Annotated in this window: 12 protein-coding genes; 3 read left to right on the top strand and 9 right to left on the bottom strand. The window is 67.4% G+C overall.

The window, feature by feature from the left end:
- Positions 1–17: 17 nt before the first annotated feature.
- On the bottom strand, positions 18–1,412 hold the full coding sequence (locus tag C8D72_RS07475) for a hypothetical protein (protein ID WP_115853793.1): 1,395 nt from the start codon (positions 1,410–1,412) through the stop codon (positions 18–20).
- A gap of 150 nt (positions 1,413–1,562) precedes the next feature.
- Between C8D72_RS07475 and C8D72_RS07480 the strand changes: the two genes are divergently transcribed.
- Entirely contained in the window at positions 1,563–2,213 is a 651-nt protein-coding gene (locus C8D72_RS07480) for a DNA-3-methyladenine glycosylase (RefSeq protein ID WP_115853794.1), read from the top strand.
- A 75-nt stretch (positions 2,214–2,288) separates the two neighbouring features.
- Positions 2,289–2,969, top strand: a complete 681-nt coding sequence (locus C8D72_RS07485) for a hypothetical protein (protein ID WP_147301508.1) — start codon at positions 2,289–2,291, stop codon at positions 2,967–2,969.
- 14 nt (positions 2,970–2,983) lie between these two features.
- Here C8D72_RS07485 and C8D72_RS07490 read toward each other — a convergent pair whose 3' ends face one another.
- From C8D72_RS07490 to flhF, 5 genes are all read right to left on the bottom strand, one after another.
- Positions 2,984–3,958, bottom strand: a complete 975-nt coding sequence (locus C8D72_RS07490) for an efflux RND transporter periplasmic adaptor subunit (protein ID WP_245955192.1) — start codon at positions 3,956–3,958, stop codon at positions 2,984–2,986.
- A complete protein-coding gene (locus C8D72_RS07495; RefSeq protein WP_170140537.1) occupies positions 3,955–4,176 on the bottom strand; it encodes a DUF1656 domain-containing protein in 222 nt (73 codons plus the stop codon). Before C8D72_RS07495 ends, C8D72_RS07490 begins: the two co-directional genes overlap by 4 nt.
- Positions 4,166–6,238 (bottom strand): FUSC family protein, encoded by a 2,073-nt coding sequence (locus C8D72_RS07500; RefSeq protein ID WP_115853798.1) that lies wholly within the window; start codon positions 6,236–6,238, stop codon positions 4,166–4,168. The genes C8D72_RS07495 and C8D72_RS07500 overlap by 11 nt, the downstream gene beginning before the upstream one ends.
- Positions 6,239–6,367: 129 nt before the next feature.
- Complete coding sequence (locus C8D72_RS07505; protein ID WP_147301509.1) at positions 6,368–6,826, bottom strand: hypothetical protein; 459 nt, start codon at positions 6,824–6,826, stop codon at positions 6,368–6,370.
- Between the two features lie 27 nt (positions 6,827–6,853).
- Complete coding sequence (gene flhF, locus C8D72_RS07510; protein ID WP_115853800.1) at positions 6,854–9,166, bottom strand: flagellar biosynthesis GTPase FlhF; 2,313 nt, start codon at positions 9,164–9,166, stop codon at positions 6,854–6,856.
- A gap of 281 nt (positions 9,167–9,447) precedes the next feature.
- On the opposite strand from flhF, the gene C8D72_RS07515 reads away from it, so the two are divergent.
- The gene (locus C8D72_RS07515; RefSeq protein ID WP_115853801.1) at positions 9,448–10,647 is read left to right on the top strand and encodes an MFS transporter; all 1,200 of its coding nucleotides are present in this window, start codon (positions 9,448–9,450) and stop codon (positions 10,645–10,647) included.
- Positions 10,648–10,671: 24 nt separating this feature from the next.
- Here the strand turns inward: C8D72_RS07515 and C8D72_RS07520 are convergent, their stop codons facing one another.
- The 3 genes from C8D72_RS07520 to C8D72_RS07530 all read right to left on the bottom strand — a co-directional run bounded on the left by C8D72_RS07520 (position 10,672) and on the right by C8D72_RS07530 (position 16,167).
- Positions 10,672–12,276, bottom strand: coding sequence for an adenosine deaminase family protein (locus tag C8D72_RS07520; RefSeq protein ID WP_115853802.1), 1,605 nt, complete (start codon positions 12,274–12,276; stop codon positions 10,672–10,674).
- A gap of 174 nt (positions 12,277–12,450) precedes the next feature.
- Positions 12,451–13,905 carry an aminoacyl-histidine dipeptidase gene (locus C8D72_RS07525; protein WP_115853803.1) on the bottom strand — a complete coding sequence of 485 codons (1,455 nt, stop codon included), beginning with the start codon at positions 13,903–13,905 and terminating at the stop codon, positions 12,451–12,453.
- Positions 13,906–13,995: 90 nt separating this feature from the next.
- Positions 13,996–16,167: a tRNA(Met) cytidine acetyltransferase TmcA gene (locus tag C8D72_RS07530; RefSeq protein ID WP_170140538.1), complete on the bottom strand. Its 2,172-nt coding sequence runs from the start codon at positions 16,165–16,167 to the stop codon at positions 13,996–13,998.
- Positions 16,168–16,221 lie beyond the last annotated feature (54 nt).

Raw genomic sequence — 16,221 nt, forward strand, 5'->3', positions numbered from 1 at the left:
TGCGTCAGCGCCCTGCCTTACGCGCTACCGGTGGGCCCACTGCCCGCACGCAGCAGCGCCACGAGGCGCTCCTCTCCAATGCGGGCAAGGGTGTCGCCATCCAGCGGCAGGGCATGACCTTCCCGGGCCAGCGTGTGCGCCAGGTGCTCGAACGCCGCCGTCAGGGCCGCAGGATTCTCGGCGATCAGGCGGGGCACGCCGCGCGGATTGCCCTGAAAGACCAGCCCGACCCCCTGCGCCATCCCGACCAGGGTGAAGGTGCAGAGATCCAGGCTGGCACAGCCCTTGGCGCAGCCGGACAGGTGCAGCCGGACCGAGTCATCAAACAGCTGCGACCAGCGCTCGCTCAGCGCCCGGGCCGTGTCGTGGGTGGGCATGAAGGCGCTGGCACAGCCCGGCGCCCCGGTGCAGGCCACAATCGCAAGACGGGCGTCATCGTCTGCCACGATCAGACCGGCCTGGCGCGCGGCCCGGATGATGGCATCGACATCGGCATGCTCGCGACACAGAAGCCGCCAGTGACGCCCGGGTGCAGCAGCAAAGGCCAGAGCGCCACAGCGCAGCGCCTCGCGCGTAAAGCGCAAAAGCTTCAGCGCCGGCAGCTGGCCGAACGGCCAGACCACATCCAGCACGTCGCGCTGGCGCCGGGCGCCGGCGTCCGGGCCCTGATACAGACCGCTGCGCGGCGGTGGCGCGCCGGGACGACAGCCCAGCACATCGCAGAGCGTATAGATCGAGACATGGGCGAGCAGATGATAGCCGCGCGCCCTGGACCCGAGCATGTCGATCTCGCTCAAAAGGCCCAGCACGGCGCTGGACAGCTTGGAGGCCACCATCCAGCCCAGCCAGGTGGCGCTGCCGTGATCACCCGCCACGCCGATCCAGCCACCGCGGTCACCGTCCAGGCGCACGTGCACATCGCCGGCAAGCCCGGCAAGCCCGGCCCAGCCCCCGGCGTCGATCACCACGGCGCACTTGGGCGCGAGCCCGGCCGGGGCACCGATCAGGATCTGACCGCGCAGCCGGCGGGCCAGGGCGCACGTGGGCGCATCGATGGCCTCATCGACGTCCATCAGCGGGTCGATCGACACTGCCGGCACGCCGCTTTCCAGCCAGTGGCGCGACAAGCGACGGATCAGATAGTCCGCAAGCCCCCGATGGGCGCCTTCGGCCAGACCACGCAGCTGCAGGTTGCCGCGCCGTGTGACCTCGATCAGCCCGTTGCCGAAGCGCTCGGCGGCCTCGCACAGCGTGATGACATCATCACCCTCAAGCGGTGCGATCAGCGGCGGCAGGCGCGCCAGCCAGCCGTCCCCGGTCTCCATGGGCGTGGCCAGCGACGGGCAGGCACCTCGCGCGCCCTGCCAGCCGGGCTTTTGCATCTGATTGAAGTCGTGCGGTTCAGGCAACATGGGCGTTCAACCACGGGATAAGGGAAATATCGGACACCCCGGACCGGCGAAACCCGCCGGGCTCGTCCATCATTGGGGGCCATGCTATCGCATCATTTGACCCGGGAGGCAACGCTGTCCCCGTGTCAGGCGCATTCACAAGGAGGTTCAATGTCCGCAACACCCGCGCCGGCGCCGCTGCCCAGGCACTTCTACGACCGCCCCACCCTCGAGGTCGCCCGTGACCTGCTGGGCTGTCATCTCATCGTCGATGACGGCGAGGAGCGCCTGATCGGCCGGATCACCGAAACCGAGGCCTACCTGGGATTCATGGACACCGCCTGTCACTCCTCGAACGGGCGCACCCCGCGCACCGAGGTGATGTTCGGTCCGCCGGGCCATGCCTATGTCTACATCATCTATGGCATCTACGACATGCTCAATCTGGTGACCGAGGCCGTGGGCGAGCCCTGCGCCGTACTGATTCGCGCCATTGAACCGGTTCAGGGTGAAGAGACCATGATCGCGCGCCGCAACGGCAAGCGGGGCCGCGACATGCTGAACGGTCCCGGCAAGATGACCCGCGCCATGGCAATCACCAAAACGGCCCACAATCGCCTCGATCTGTGTAGCGGTGAGGGCCTCTGGATCGAGCCGGGCACACCGGTAAGCGATGACGACATTATTCTGGGGCCGCGTATCGGCATCGACTACGCCGAACCCGAGCATCGTGACGCGCCCTGGCGCCTGCGCATTGCCACACCGCAGCTGCGCCGCCAGCTCGAGAAGAAGGCCCGCCAGGGGAACAGGGCCGAAGAGTAATCCCGGCATGGCGCGGTACACCCCCTGCCAGGCTAGAATGAAGGCTGCAAGGAACGACTCCCGGGAGGGGCCGTCATGACACCATTACTGGCAGGGCTTGTCGCAGGACTTGTTGCGTCAACGTTGAGCAGTGTGGCACTGGCCGATGATCAGGGACCAGTACGCTCACACTTTTCTCAGGATCGATCGCATTTTTCGCAGAATCAATCGCAGTTTCGCCAGGGGAGCGGCGGCGTTGAACGCCACTGGCACCGCACCAATCGACCCGGTTTTGGCAACCGGCCGGGCTTTTATAACCGTCCCGGCCCCGGCAATCGTCCCGGCTTTGATGGACGACCCGGCTTCGACAACCGCCCCGGATTTGACGGGCGCCCCGGCCCTGATAGTCAGTGGGGCTACGACGGCCGGCCGGGCTTTGGCTGGCACCGGCCACAGCCCATCGACCCCGACGAGCGGCTGAGACGTGACTATGAGCGCCTTTATGACGGCCAGCGTCGTCAGTTCGAGCGCGAACAGCGGGCCACCGTCTACGGCAATGCACCGCGTGGCAACGGCTATTACGGGCCCGATCGGTGGCACCGCCCCGGCGGCCAGCCACCGGGCTATCGTCCGCCATCGACCGGCTATCCCCTGCCGCCGCACGGCTATCCGCTGCCCGGTCAGTCACGACCGCCGGCCTTCAACGACCCGGGCCGGAGCGCGGACCTCTACTCGGACCCGCGCGGGCCGGCACCGGCCACGCCCTACAGCCGTTAGGCCCGGGCGGGCGTCTAGAGGTCGAAGAGGTTTTCGAGCTGTCGCCGCAGCCCTGCTCCCCAGCCATCCTCGGCCGGCTCATGGCCGGGGGCATCGACATAGATGGTGGCCGTCTGCCCGGCGGAGAGCACCAGATCCGCGGGAATCTCATCGAGTGTAATGCGCACCGGAATCCGCTGGGACAGGCGCACCCAGTCAAACGACGGGTTCACCGCCGCCAGCCCGCCGGCCTGGCCGGATTGACCGGTCAGGCTGTTGTCGACGATGCCGCGCGCAATCGAGTCCACATGGCCATGAAGCTCCCGATCACGCCCCAGCAGGCGCACGCGCGCCGGATCGCCGGGGTGAATCCCGCCGAGCTTGGTCTCCTCGAAATAGCCCAGCGCGTAGAAGCTCTGCTCATCCACCAGCGTCATGGCCTGGGTGCCGGAGCTGACGTACTGCCCCGGGCGCAGCTGCTGGTTGGTCACGTAGCCTTTCACCGGCGCGCGTACGGTTGAGCGCTCCAGATCAAGCTGTGCGGCCCGCACGGCCACCTCGGCGTTCTGTACCGCTGCCTCGGCCGAGCGGTATTCAAAGCGGGCGTTGTCGCGCGCCTCCTGGGAGACGTAGTTGTTGAGCCGATCACGCCGGCTGCTGGTCGCCTTCGCCTCGTCACGCTGCTCCTTGAAACGCGCCAGATCCGCTTTGGCCTGATCCAGGGTGAGCTGATAGCGCGCCTGGTCGATGGTAAAGAGCACCTCGCCCTTGTCGACCAGATCGTTGTCGTGCACCTCCAGGGTGTCAACCAGCCCCGAGACATCCACCCCGACCTGCACGATGTCGGCGCGAATGCGGCCATCGCGCGTCCAGGGATCATGCATGTAGTGATGCCAGATCCACCAGGCGGCCAGCAGTGCCGCGGCCACCAGCGCCAGCGTCAGTACAATGCGCAGGGTGCGCCCCACCACTGCCGACACGCCCTTCATACCCGACTCCTTGTCCGTCATGCTCTTCCTCCGGCCGGCAGTGCCCCGCTCAACATCAGCACCGCCCACAACAGCAGCGTAAAAATGGCGATGTCCGCTAGTACCGGCTGCCATAAAAATCGATACAGCCCGAGGCGCGACATCACATGGCGCACGCCCCAGAACAGCAAAAGTGCCACAAACACCGGCAAAAACAGGGGTGGCGTCAGAAACCCCAGAAATGACCACTCATCGAGCATCCATGGCTCCTTGTTCGTCATCAGCGCCCTGCAGCGCTTCACGGGCCTGCGCCTCGGCGCCGGGCAGATCCCGCAGCAGATGCGAGAGCATCTCGAACTCGCCGATCAACGCCGTGGGCAGCGGCTCGAGATCGTAAAGCGCCGTGGCCCGGGCTTCACTATCGGCGGCCAGACGCTGCCAGGCCTGTGCATCCCGACCCGCCCCTGGCAGCTGCCGGCCCAGATCAGCGACCCAGCGCTCGATGTCGCGCTGATGGGGGCCGCTGTCCCGGGCCAGGCGCCGCAGCCGCCACAGGCACATGGCCAGCGCGTGCAGATCCACCGCTTCACGCAGCATCAGTTCACCGCTGCCCAGCGCCAGCAACCGGCCCAGCCGGTCATACAGCCGGCTTTCGATCCAGGTTCTTGAGGGCAGCCGCCGCGCCCGGGTGACCCGCTCAAGCCCGCGCCAGTAGGCCGCCACCAGGGTTTCCAGACGCTCCCCGGGCGTGCGCTGGCGAAAGAGCGAATAGGTCACCATGGTCACGATGGTGCCCAGAATCGAGGCCAGCCCGCCGTTGATGAACTGGGTGGGGTGAAACTCGTAGGTGCGGTGCAGGTTCAAAAGCGTCATCAGCGTGACCGCCCCGGCCAGCCCGATCGCCGAGTAGCGCATGTGCGGCGTCATCAGCGTGCCGATCACCACCGGCACCGCGATGCTCAGCGCCAGCAGCGGAAAACCGGTAATGGCCGGAAAGACCACGTAGGAAAACACGCAGCCGATGATCACCGCCCAGATCGTGCCGGTCAGAAACTGTCGCACCACCGCCGCCGGATTGGGCGCCTTGGCAAAAAGCACGATAAAGACGCCCAGCAGCATCATGGAGAGATAGCCCGACGGCCAGCCGCTGTGAATCCAGAAAAGCCCCAGCAGCTCGAAGGCGATGAACACGCGAAAGGCGTTGTAGCGCGCCACGCCATATTCCGGATGCCAGGCGCGCCGCGGGCGTCGCCCGGTCAGGCGCACCAGTCGCGCATGCTGGTGGTGCTGCATGGCAAGACTCAGCGCCCGGCCGTGATGCAACAGGGCGAGCACCTCACTCAAACGCTCGCGCACCAGCTCGGCACGTACCCGGGTCACCCGTGCCTCGGCCGTGACCAGCGCGTCGATGTCGGGCAATACCGGCTGCTCGGGCAGCTCGCCGCCCTGCGCCAGCGCGTCCAGAAAGGGCAGCGTCGGGTCGCGCAGGGCCGTCATGATCATTGCCGCGCCCTCGCAGTGCGACAGTCGGTCGACGGCCTCCTCGAGCTCGCGCAGCCCGGTCATCAGCGCCAGGCTGTCGCCGGCAAAACGATCCAGCGCCGGCAGCAGCCGACGAAAGCGACGAAACTCGAAGCGGGCAAGCCCGTGCTGGGTCTCGAACTGCTTGTGCTTGCCCATCAGCGTACGCAGCCGCTCGTTGAGCTCGGCACGCGTTCGCCGCTCTACCAGCGCAATGCGCACCTCGGCGGCGGCACCGCCGGTCAGGCCGTCCAGCGTGGTCGGCAGGGCGTGGCTGCCAAAGCGCGGCTTGATCAGCACATGCATCAAAAAGCCGGCACCGATGCCCAGCGCCGTCTCCGTGGTACGCGCCACGGCCAGATCAAAGATGTTGTCCACGCCGGTGCCGATCGCGGTCAGCGAGACCAGCGTCGCGGTATAGCCGCTGAGCATCATGATGTAGCTGGCCGGCTCGTCGTTGAGCAGCATCACGCAGAAGGTACAAAAGGCCAGCCAGCCGCCGGCGGCCAGCAGATAGAGCATCGGCTGCTGGGCAAAGAGCGCGATCAGCACCAGTCCCATCAGCGCACCCAGAAAGGTGCCGATCAGGCGGCCGATACAGCGATGAATGATGATGCCCAGCGGCGGCGTGCCGCCCGAGAACATGACCGGCTGGAGCGTCACGATCATGACGGCCAGAATCGCCCAGGCCGGCTGGGCCAGATCCAGTCGCAGCGCCACATAGAGCGCCAGCCAGACGGCCAGCACGGTCCGCAGCGCCAGCACCCAGTGGTCACCGGTAATACTCGAGACAATTCTCATCGGGAATGATCAGCATCATGAACGACGCACGCCGCCGGTTAGCGGCAAGGCCCACAGGCAGACAACGACGTGCGTGAAGAAAAACGTAAGGACGCAAAGTATTTCATCAACAATGAGCTGACGTCTACCTTAACCGGGTCCCGGCGCAGCCATGACAGCGTGATGCCAGGTGCGCTCGTTTTGCAAAAGCCGCACGCCCAGATGGGTGCGTGCCGCACTGATCAGCCCCGCGACCGCCAGAGATTCAGGCGCATCCAGCAGCACGGTTTGTGGCATGCCGGCGCGGTGCAATGAACGCAGCGCCTCGGCCAGCTTCGGCGCCTCCCGCGGCGACAAATGGCCCAGTTGCAGCATCCACCAGGAAGTGTCCGGTACCGCGTCGGGCAGTGACGCCGACAGCACGACGGGCCGGGGCTGCCAGTGCGATACGCCATCGGGCAGTGCCAGACGCTGCGACAGCTGCTCAATGCCCGGGCCCGTCTCGCCCCATACCATGACCACCAGCTCGGCCGGCGCCCCGTCCGTATCGTTTCTCGAGGCGTGCGCCTGCGACCACTGGCGCAGGCCGCTGGCCTGATCACCCGACATGACGACGACCGTTGGCATCAATCGCCATCACGCGCGCTCCCCGCGGGCATCCATCAGCGCATCACGGGCGGTAAAGGCCTGCAGCAGGGCTTCCAGCAGCACGGTGCCGGTGCGTCGTCGCGCACCGCCGGACAGATTGAACAGCTGGGCGCGCACATCCATGGCCCAGTCCTCACCGCACAGCTCCAGCCGGGTCGCCAGCGCCGCGAGTCCCGAGGCCAGCTGCAGTCGGGTTTCGCGATCGCTGCGCGCCACGCCGCTCTCTTCCAGCCGACGCATCGCCTGGCGGGTCAGCCCCTCCAGGCCCTCCAGCGCCACCGCACGGGCCAGCCGTGAGGCCACATCGCGACCGGTCACGGCGTTGGAGAGCCAGTAGCGCCGCGCCAGCACGCGGTTGTCATCGACATCGTGAAGACGCGCAAACCACACCAGCACCTCCACCGGCGCCCCGCTGCCGCGCGTCTCGTACAGTGCCGGCAGGCAGGAGAGCACCATGTTGACCGGACGGGCGCGCCAGCGACACTGGCGCTGATCGATCTCCTCGGCAAGACCGGCCAGATCGACCAGCCGCTGGCGCTCGCCCTGATGGCGAACCCGGCGCGCGGCGGTGGCCGCCGCCATCCACAGCTGCCGATCGGCGGCCAGACGATGCATCTCTTCAACCGCCGGCAGTGTTGCCATCAGATGCCAGGCGCTTTGATGGGTCTCACGCGCCCAGGCCATGCGCGCGGTTTCCGAGGTCGGCAGGCGGTGGCGCAGCCAGGTCTGCGGCAGCGGCAGGCCGTGGTCATCCAGCGACACCAGCGGCATGGCCCAGTCCTGCTTGCGCGAGCCATTCTCCTTCGACCACCACAGGGCGTGCTCCTCGTTGGGGGCCACGGTCAGCGGCGCGCGCACCGCCATGTGGGCAGCAAAACTCTCATTGGGGGCGTTACTGACGCCGTGGGCCCAGAGCCTTTCCAGCAGCGGGGTCCCCGGCGCCCGGCGGCCCAGGGTATCGAACATGGCGTGCAGTGAACGGCCGTGGCTGACGACATCGCGCGACAGGGCATGGGCCTTCGACTGACGCGTCTGCCCGGCCATCTCGGCAAGGGTTGCCGCGTCATAGCCAAACGGCGAGGCGCTATCGACCGACAGCGCCTCATTGACCAGCGCCGCCACGTCCACCGCCGCCAGATCCTCCGGCACCCGCTGGCCGTTGGCGATAAAGAGCACCTGCAGCCGGTGACGGGCCAGAATGTCCAGCACGGTCGCCGGCCGGGCGGATTCATCCAGCTTGGTGATGATGCAGCCGCGGATGGGCGTGCCGGCCTGGGCGGCAGCCTGCTGATAGGCCGCCACCACCTGCTCAAGCGTATCGCCGTGGCTGGCGGCGTCCAGCACCAGCAGGGTCGCAATGGGCACGCCCGCCTCGCCCAGACGGGCCACTTCGGTGGCCAGCCGCGGGTCGCGCTGGCTCATGCCCAGGGTGTCGATCAGGATGGTGCGCTTGGGCGTGGCCCTTTGCATCTGCAGCAGCGCCCGGCGCGGCGTCATGAGCCGTCCCAGCAGCGCGCCCAGATCGCCGTCGCCCTCCAGCGCGTGCACCTCCACGCCCAGCAGGCGCGCATAGATGCGCAGCTGCTCCTGGGCGCCGATACGGTAGCTGTCGGTGGTGATCAGTGCCGCGTCGCGATTGCCGTGGGTCATCACGTAGCGCGAGGCGAGCTTGGCGGTGGTGGTGGTCTTGCCCACCCCGGTCGGGCCGATCAGCGCCATCACGCCCCCTTCGGCGAGCAGGTCGCTGTTCACATCCGAGATCTCCAGCCGGGCGGCCAGCTGACGGCTGATCCAGCCGTTGAGCGCCTCGTCGATGTCGGTCTCGGATGTGTCGGCAAATTCGGCCGGCAGCAGTGCGATCAGCTCACGTACCAAGGTCTGGCTGAACCCCACGCCGATCAGGCGCTGACGCAGGCGGGTGGCCGGGGTGGCTTTCTCCTCCTCGGCGGTGGGGGGCGTTGTGAGCCGGGTATTGAGCAGATCGCGCATGGCGGAAAGCTCCCCCATCAGCTGCGCGCTGAAGGCCTGCATCTCCTCCGGTGCTGCCCCACTCGGGCGCGGTGGCGCTTCGGGCACGGGCTCGGGGGGCGCCGGCGCCGGTGCGGCGGGCTCGGGCGTTTTTGGGGCAGGCTCGGCCGGGTGACCGGTCAGGCTTTCCTGATCGGCATCGAGCATCGCCACGATCTCAACGCCGCCGTCCACCTGGCGGTTGGAGAGAATGAGCGCGTCATCGCCCAGCGACTCGCGCACCTGACGCATGGCGTCGCGCGCGTTGACGCCGATAAAACGGTGTACCCCCATGCCTGGCTCTCCTGATCGACGGCAATGATGCGGGCCGCAGGGAATCGCCTCCCACTGCCGCCTTCATGTCATGGCGCCAAGGGTGCCACGCGCGCACCCGGATCGATCAATCGGAATAACGATAAATTCATGCCTTATTCACCCGTCACCCTAAAGTTTTCTGCCACACCGCCGAGGGCACGGCGCAGGCAAGCGCCACCGGCAACATAAACCTGACCCTGCCGGGGCAATCCCCTACACTGGCGCCATTCCAAAAGATATCTATCTCAAGGTCGCCCCCCATGCCCCGTGATGTCACGGCCCCGGATGCGCCACGCCCGCGCCAGCTGGCGTTCTATACCCTGGTGCTGATGGCTTTTCTGGCCGCCTCCGGCGTGCCGACGCCGCTGTATCCGCTCTATCAGGAGAGCTGGCACTTTTCGCCGTTCATGCTGACCCTGGTGTTCGCCAGCTATCTGTTTGCACTGCTGCTGACGCTGTTGTTCACCGGCGCGCTGTCGGATTATCTCGGCCGTCGCCCGGTGATCCTCACCGGCCTTGTGATCGAGCTGGCCTCGATGGCCTGCTTTCTCATGGCCACCGATCTTGCCTGGCTGTTCGCCGCCCGCATTCTGCAGGGAGTAGCCACCGGCATCGTGACCAGCGCCCTGAGTGCGGCGCTGATGGACAGCGACCACCGGCGCGGCCCGGTCATGGCAAGCGTGGCCCCCATGATCGGCATGGGTCTGGGCGCGCTGGGCGCCAGCCTGCTGGTCACAGGCGCCCCCTGGCCGCTGCGGCTGGTCTATGTCGTGATGATCGTGATTTTTGCCTGGCAGGTACTGGGGCTGGGCCGCATGACGGAGAGCGTGACGCGCCGTCCGGGCGCACTGGCATCGATGACGCCCCGTGCCCGGGTCCCGGCCACGGTGCTGCCCACCTTTGTGCGCACCATGCCGGCCAATGTGGCCGCCTGGGCATTGGGGGGCTTCAGCCTGTCGCTGGGCCCGGCGCTGGCCGAGCAGGTCGCCGGGTTTCACAGCAGCCTGATGGGCGGGCTTTTGGCCTGTATTTTATCGGTCATGGGCGGTATCAGCGTCTGGCGCTTTCGCCGCTTTACGACCCGAACCATCCTGCTGCTCTCGAGCACCCTGCTGCCCGCCGGGCTGGTGCTGGTGCTGATCAGCGTCTACCTGCCAAGCCTGGCGCTGTTGATCACCGGTTACGCCGTGGCGGGCCTCGGCTTCGGCTCGGGCTTTATGGGCGCCCTGCGCGCGGTCATGCCACTGGCGCCGGCCGGCGAGCGCTCCTCACTGATGGCCGTGTTTTACGTGGTGAGCTATCTCTCCGCCAGCCTGCCGGCGCTGGCCGCGGGTATGGCCACTCAGCGATTCGGCCTGGAAGCCACGATCTATGTCTACGGCGTTTTCGTGATGCTGCTCTCGCTGAGCGTGCTGGTCAGCGTGCTGCGCCGTCCGGTGGCGGCGGACCCGGCGTCGTAACCCGGGCCGCTGCTCTTCTTGATCTCAGCGCTCGCTGGCGCCGAGCATCGAGGGCCACTGCGCCACCTCGTCTTCAAAGGCCACCAGATCCTGCTCGAGCTGCCACTGCAGCCGGGCACGATCGCTTGCCTCGATCAGGCGGGCGCAGTCACCCTCGGGCGTATTTTCAAGCGCGACGTCCTGACAGGCCTCCACCCGCGCATCCCCCACGTCACCGTCCGCCCACAGGCTCTCGCCGTCCAGAAAGCTGTACTCGAGGCTGTTGCGCGCCATCTGCTTGAGCGCCGGATAGTCCAGGCCGTGCTCGGTGACCCCACGCTCGTATTCATGGGTCAGGTCGATGCGCGAGACCCCCTGATCATCGGTGGCCAGAACCAGTGGCACGCCCGCATCGCGATAGAGATTGAGCGGGTGATCGGCGCCGCGCACGCCGAGAATCACGTCGTTGCTGGTCAGATTGATCTCCACCGCCACGTCCTGCTCGGCCATGGCCTGCAAAAGCTGCGGCGCGTTCTGCTCATGGGCGATGTCCACGCCGTGTCCAATGCGTCGAGCGCCGCCGACCTCGACCGCCTTGTCAATGTGATCCTGAAGCTCGAACGGCGGCACCAGCCCGAGTGCCAGCTCGCCGGCATGCAGTGCCCGCGGCACCTCGGGGTAGTGCTTCGAGAGAAAGGCCAGCATCTGCATGTGGCGGTCGTAGTCTGCAAGCGCCACCGGATTATCCTCGGGTGCGACGATATTGACGCCGACATAGCGCGGGTCGGCATCGGCCAGCGCAAAGGCCATCATCAGCTCGCCAAACACCGCCATCGGCGCCTGGGTGCGCACGGCAAAGCCCTGCAGACGCACCGTGACGTCACAGCCCGGCGCGGCATCCTCGCTGTCACACCCCAGCCGTGTGGCGGCCTCATCAAACATCTCATCGACTTCCTCACGAGCGTCTGCCAGATGCGATTCAAGCGCCGGCGAAAGCGCCTTGAAGGCCGCGTCCAGATCATCAGTGTCGAGATCACGCGACTGCGCCATGGCGCCAAAAGCATGCAGCGCGCCGGGGTTGGACATGGTCTCCAGATAGCGCTGATGATCCAGTGCCGCCAGCCGTTGCGAGGCGCTCAAAAGCGCCCCGGGCGAGCCGGCCGCTACCGGAGCGAAGCGGTCAAAGGTGGCAAAGAAGTGATCATGGCCCTCGATGGGCGGCGTGCCGGGGCCGATGGGCGTGTTGCGCATCGACAGCGCATTTAAAAGATCGGCGTAGAGCACGCTGTCGCGCTGTGCCAGACCCTCGGCGGGCACCAGCGCGTCGCCGTCACACGGCGGCGGCGCGATCGCCGAGCCATCGGCGTGCACGCAAAGCCCCGTCTTTCCAGCCTCTTCCAGCAGGGTTTCCGGCCAGGGCGCGCCCCACAGGTGATGGTGGATGTCGCCGCCCTTGGGCATGCGCTGCAAAAACATGCGAAGTTCGGGCGGCCGGTCGCGAATATCGGCCATATAGTCGGCGGTGCGCGCCGTACGATCGCTGTCGGCCGAGGCCGAGGCCGGGGCCGGGGCAGCCATCAGAAGCGCCCCGGCGCCCAGGGTCATGAGCGTGGCCAGTTGGCGCCGGCAGGAGAGAAAATGGGTTCGCATGAAAGGCCCTTTTGTCATTGTTGAGGGCGATGCTGCGACCGTGACGATGGCCGGCTCCGACCATATTAGCGAGGCCGCTGGAGGCTGTCCTGCCGGAGCAGCCCGAGGTGCCCCGGCCACAGACATAAAAAAGAGGGCCCGAAGGCCCTCTCTTGATCGACAGGTCATGATGGCTCAGCGCTGCGCCAGGTCCTCGACCATGGCCCGGAGCACGCCATAGAAGTTTTCCACCGCGCCGAGCTCCACGCGCTCATCCGGGGTATGGGCGCCGCGGATGGTGGGGCCAAACGAGATCATCTGCATCCCCGGGTTTTTCGAACCGATCAGGCCGCACTCGAGCCCGGCGTGAATGACCCGAACCTCGGGCGCTTCCCCGGTGACGGTCTCATGAACGCGCTCAAAGCGCGCCAGCAGCTCGGACTCCGGTTCGGGCGTCCAGCCCGGATAGCCTTCGTTGATTTTCGGCTCAAAACCGGTCAGGCGCATCAGGGTAGCGATGCGTGCCACCAGCTCATCGCGGGTGGAATCGCGCAGCGAGCGCACCATCAGCTGGATCGAGAAGGTGGCGTCCTTGAGCCGCACGACGCCCTGATTGTTGGAGGTCTCGACCACACCCGGCGCCGAGCGGCTCATGCCGGCCACGCCGTAGGGCAGGCCGTGCATCAGACCCATGACCCGATAGGTGTCTTCGCTGGTCAGGGCGCGATCGGCAGAGGCCGACTCGACGCTGACGGTCACGCCGTCATCAAGGCCTGCCAGCTCCTCGCGATAGATCGCCTGATAGCGCTCGATCTCCGCCAACGCCGCCTCGTGCTGCTGCTCCGGCAGCGCCACCGTGGCCCGCGCCTCGCGCGTGATGGCGTTGCCCATGGTGCCGCCGTCATAGTCGACCAGCCGCAGGCCGTGCTCACAGAGACGATGCAGCAGACGCGACAGCAGCCGGTTGGCGTTGCCCAGCCCCTGATGGATGTCGAGCCCCGAGTGGCCGCCCTTGAGCCCGTGCACGCTGATGACCAGCGTCTCCATGGGTCCATCAATGGAAGCATCCGGCAGAGTGGCCGTAGTGCGCACCGAGGCGCCACCGGCACAGCCGATGTAGACCTGACCTTCGTCCTCGGAGTCCAGGTTCAGCAGATACTTGCCCTTGAGCCAGCCTTCCCTGAGCTTGATGGCGCCGACCAGCGAGGCCTCCTCCTCGACGGTCATCAGCGCTTCGAGCGGGCCGTGGGTGAGGCCTTCCTCTTCCAGAATCGCCAGCGCGGCGCAGGCGCCCACGCCGTTGTCCGCCCCGAGCGTGGTGCCGCGGGCGTAGAGCCAGCCGTCGCGAATCTCGGTGTCGATCGAATCGTGATCAAAGTCGTGGGTCACGCCGGGGGCGGCCTGGGAGACCATATCCAGATGGCCCTGCAGCACCACGCCGGGGCGGTCTTCATGGCCGGGAGTGGCGGCCTTGCGGATCAGCAGGTTGCCGGCCTCGTCGCGCTCGTACTCAAACCCCTTCTCGGAGGCCCAAGCCTCCAGCCGTTTGGCCAGCGCCTCTTCCTTGCCTGAAGGGCGCGGCACCTCGCAGAAGGTACGAAAGTGGCGCCACAGGTTTGTGGGTTCCAGTGTGTCCAGATGTTCGTTCACGCAGACTCTCCCTGTGCGATATGGCTCGATGGCTGCCCTCAAGAATACGCCATTCACCGCGCCCCTTCAGCCCTGCCGGCCCCCGGGTGCTCATGACGGCGTCTTTTCTTCGAGCAGAAGGCGGGCCTGTCGGCGCAGCCAGTCCATCGCCTGTGCGCTGCCGGTCAGGTTCTCGCGCCGGGCCAGCCAGGTGAGCGAGTGCCCCTGCCACAGCAGGCCGCACAGGGTGATCAGCTCGGGCGAGATGGCCGCCTCACCCCTGTCGTGAAGCGCCTGATGCACGCACCAGACCAGCGCCTGACGGCTCGGCACCAGCGGCGCCTGACCAAACGCCAGCCGATCGAGCTGCGCCCGCGCGGCCACCGGTGATGCCGGAGCGATCACCCTTTGATCCCGCAGCGTTTGCGCCACCACCGCCGGCGACAGCGTTGAGAGTTCAAAGGCCAGTAGCCCCGGCAGCTGCGCCGCCATGCTGCCATCCAGAAGACGTTGCAGCGCCGCACCGCGCTCGTTGAGCGCCCGGCTCATCATCACCGGATGCTCGCCGGTGGAGGTCTCCGGGTGCAGCCCCAGCCGCACGCTGGAAAGTCCGCAGCGCTGCCAGAAGGCCATCAGCCCGGGCTCGGCACCCAGGCTCGCCCCTAAAAGCGCCCTGTCATCCGCGCGCGCGCCTTCCACAATGTGCGCGACCAGCCGCCGACCCAGCCCCTGGCGCTGACGTCCGGGCAGCACCGCCAGCCGCATGATCCGCCGCAGCCGGTGGGTGGCGGCCTCGACCACCCCGCCATGCAGGGCCAGCGACTGCGCCATCAGATGGCCGCGCGGGCGGCGCTCACCGCGGGCAATCTGCTCGGCCAGGTGATCATCGAAACCGCCTTCGTCTACCGTCACCGCCACCGCCAGCAGCCGGCCCTCACCCGCCACCGGGGCGCTCTCCAGCGTTTCGATACCGATACCGGGGCCATCCAGCAGGGTGCGCAGATCCGCCGGGGACGTGCGGTAGTGCGCCTGCACCAGCAGCGCGAACAGCCCCTCGAGCCGCGGTTCATCCAGGGCCAGCGCGTCCCGATCGAGGCGGTGGTGGTACGCCGTATCGCCTGTGCCGTCATCAGATGGCGGCTCGGCGGCCAGCGCCAATAGCCGGGTCACGCTGCGCTCCAGCGGGTCTTTGGCGGCCCAGCGCACGGGTGTGTCGAGCGTCAGCGCCTTCCACTGCGGCGCGTGCTGATCCAGCCGGGCGCGAAAGCGCAGGGCAAAGCCGCGACCGCTGCCTTCGTAGCCATGCACGGTGGTGGCAAACACCACGCGCGGGAAGTGGCGCAGCGCCTCATGCAGCAGTGCCGCCGGCAGCGCCGCGGCCTCATCGATGAGCAGCACGCTGCCATCGCCGCCCCAGTGCTCGAGGTTCTCCACCAGCCGGTCGGGCGCCACGAAACAGACCTCACCCCCCTGCCAGACAAAGCGCTGATCCTGCAACACACCGTCCGGCAGCAGCGCGGCGAGGCGCTCGAACACCGGTGCCACGCTTGAAAACCGCGGGGCGGTGATCAGGATGCGCGTGTCGTTCTGCATCAGCCGCTGCGCCGCGCCAATGCCAAGTGCTGCACTCTTGCCGCGGCCGCGATCGGCGGTGAGCACCAGCGGGCGCCGCCGGCGCAGGCGCGTGATGGCCGCCACCGCCCGGGCCTGGTCCGGACTCAGGCAGTCGCCATCCTCAACCGAGGCGGACGGCGTCGAGATCGGTGCCTCGGCTGTCGGCAGGATCAATCGCTGCCCGACGATCCAGCGCGCCACCTGCGCGTCCTCCTTGAGAAGGCGCGCCAGTCGGGCGAGATAGCGCGAAGACAGCTGTGACCCGTCAAACGGATGGTCGGCCAAACGGGCGTAGTCACCGTCCGGCGCCTGCCCCCAGTCATCGGGCGTGAGCAGGATCACAAGACCGCCGGCGCGCACGGTGCCGGCCAGCGCACCGAAGGCGTCCGGGTCGAAGCCGTTGAAGGCATCAAACACCACCGCGCCCTGCTCGGTGCCCAGTCGGGTGCGCGCCTTGTTCATCGCCAGAGGCTCGACGGCCGGGGCGACATCATCGCGGGCCGGCAAGCCCGCCCACAGGACATCCGTCAGGGCCAGCGCCTCGAGCACGGCCGCAGCGCGCGCGCGAACCGCCTGCGCCGGACCACAAAGCCATACAAGGCCGCGGTGGCGGGCGGAGTTCAAAGTCTGGCGCCACTGATGCAGCGCAATCACATCGTCGTCAGACACGACCACCTCACAGGCAGGAATCAAGACATCACGATAAAGCATGCCGAATATGGC

This window comes from Kushneria indalinina DSM 14324 (assembly GCF_003385845.1).
Taxonomy (GTDB): Bacteria; Pseudomonadota; Gammaproteobacteria; order Pseudomonadales; family Halomonadaceae; genus Kushneria; species Kushneria indalinina.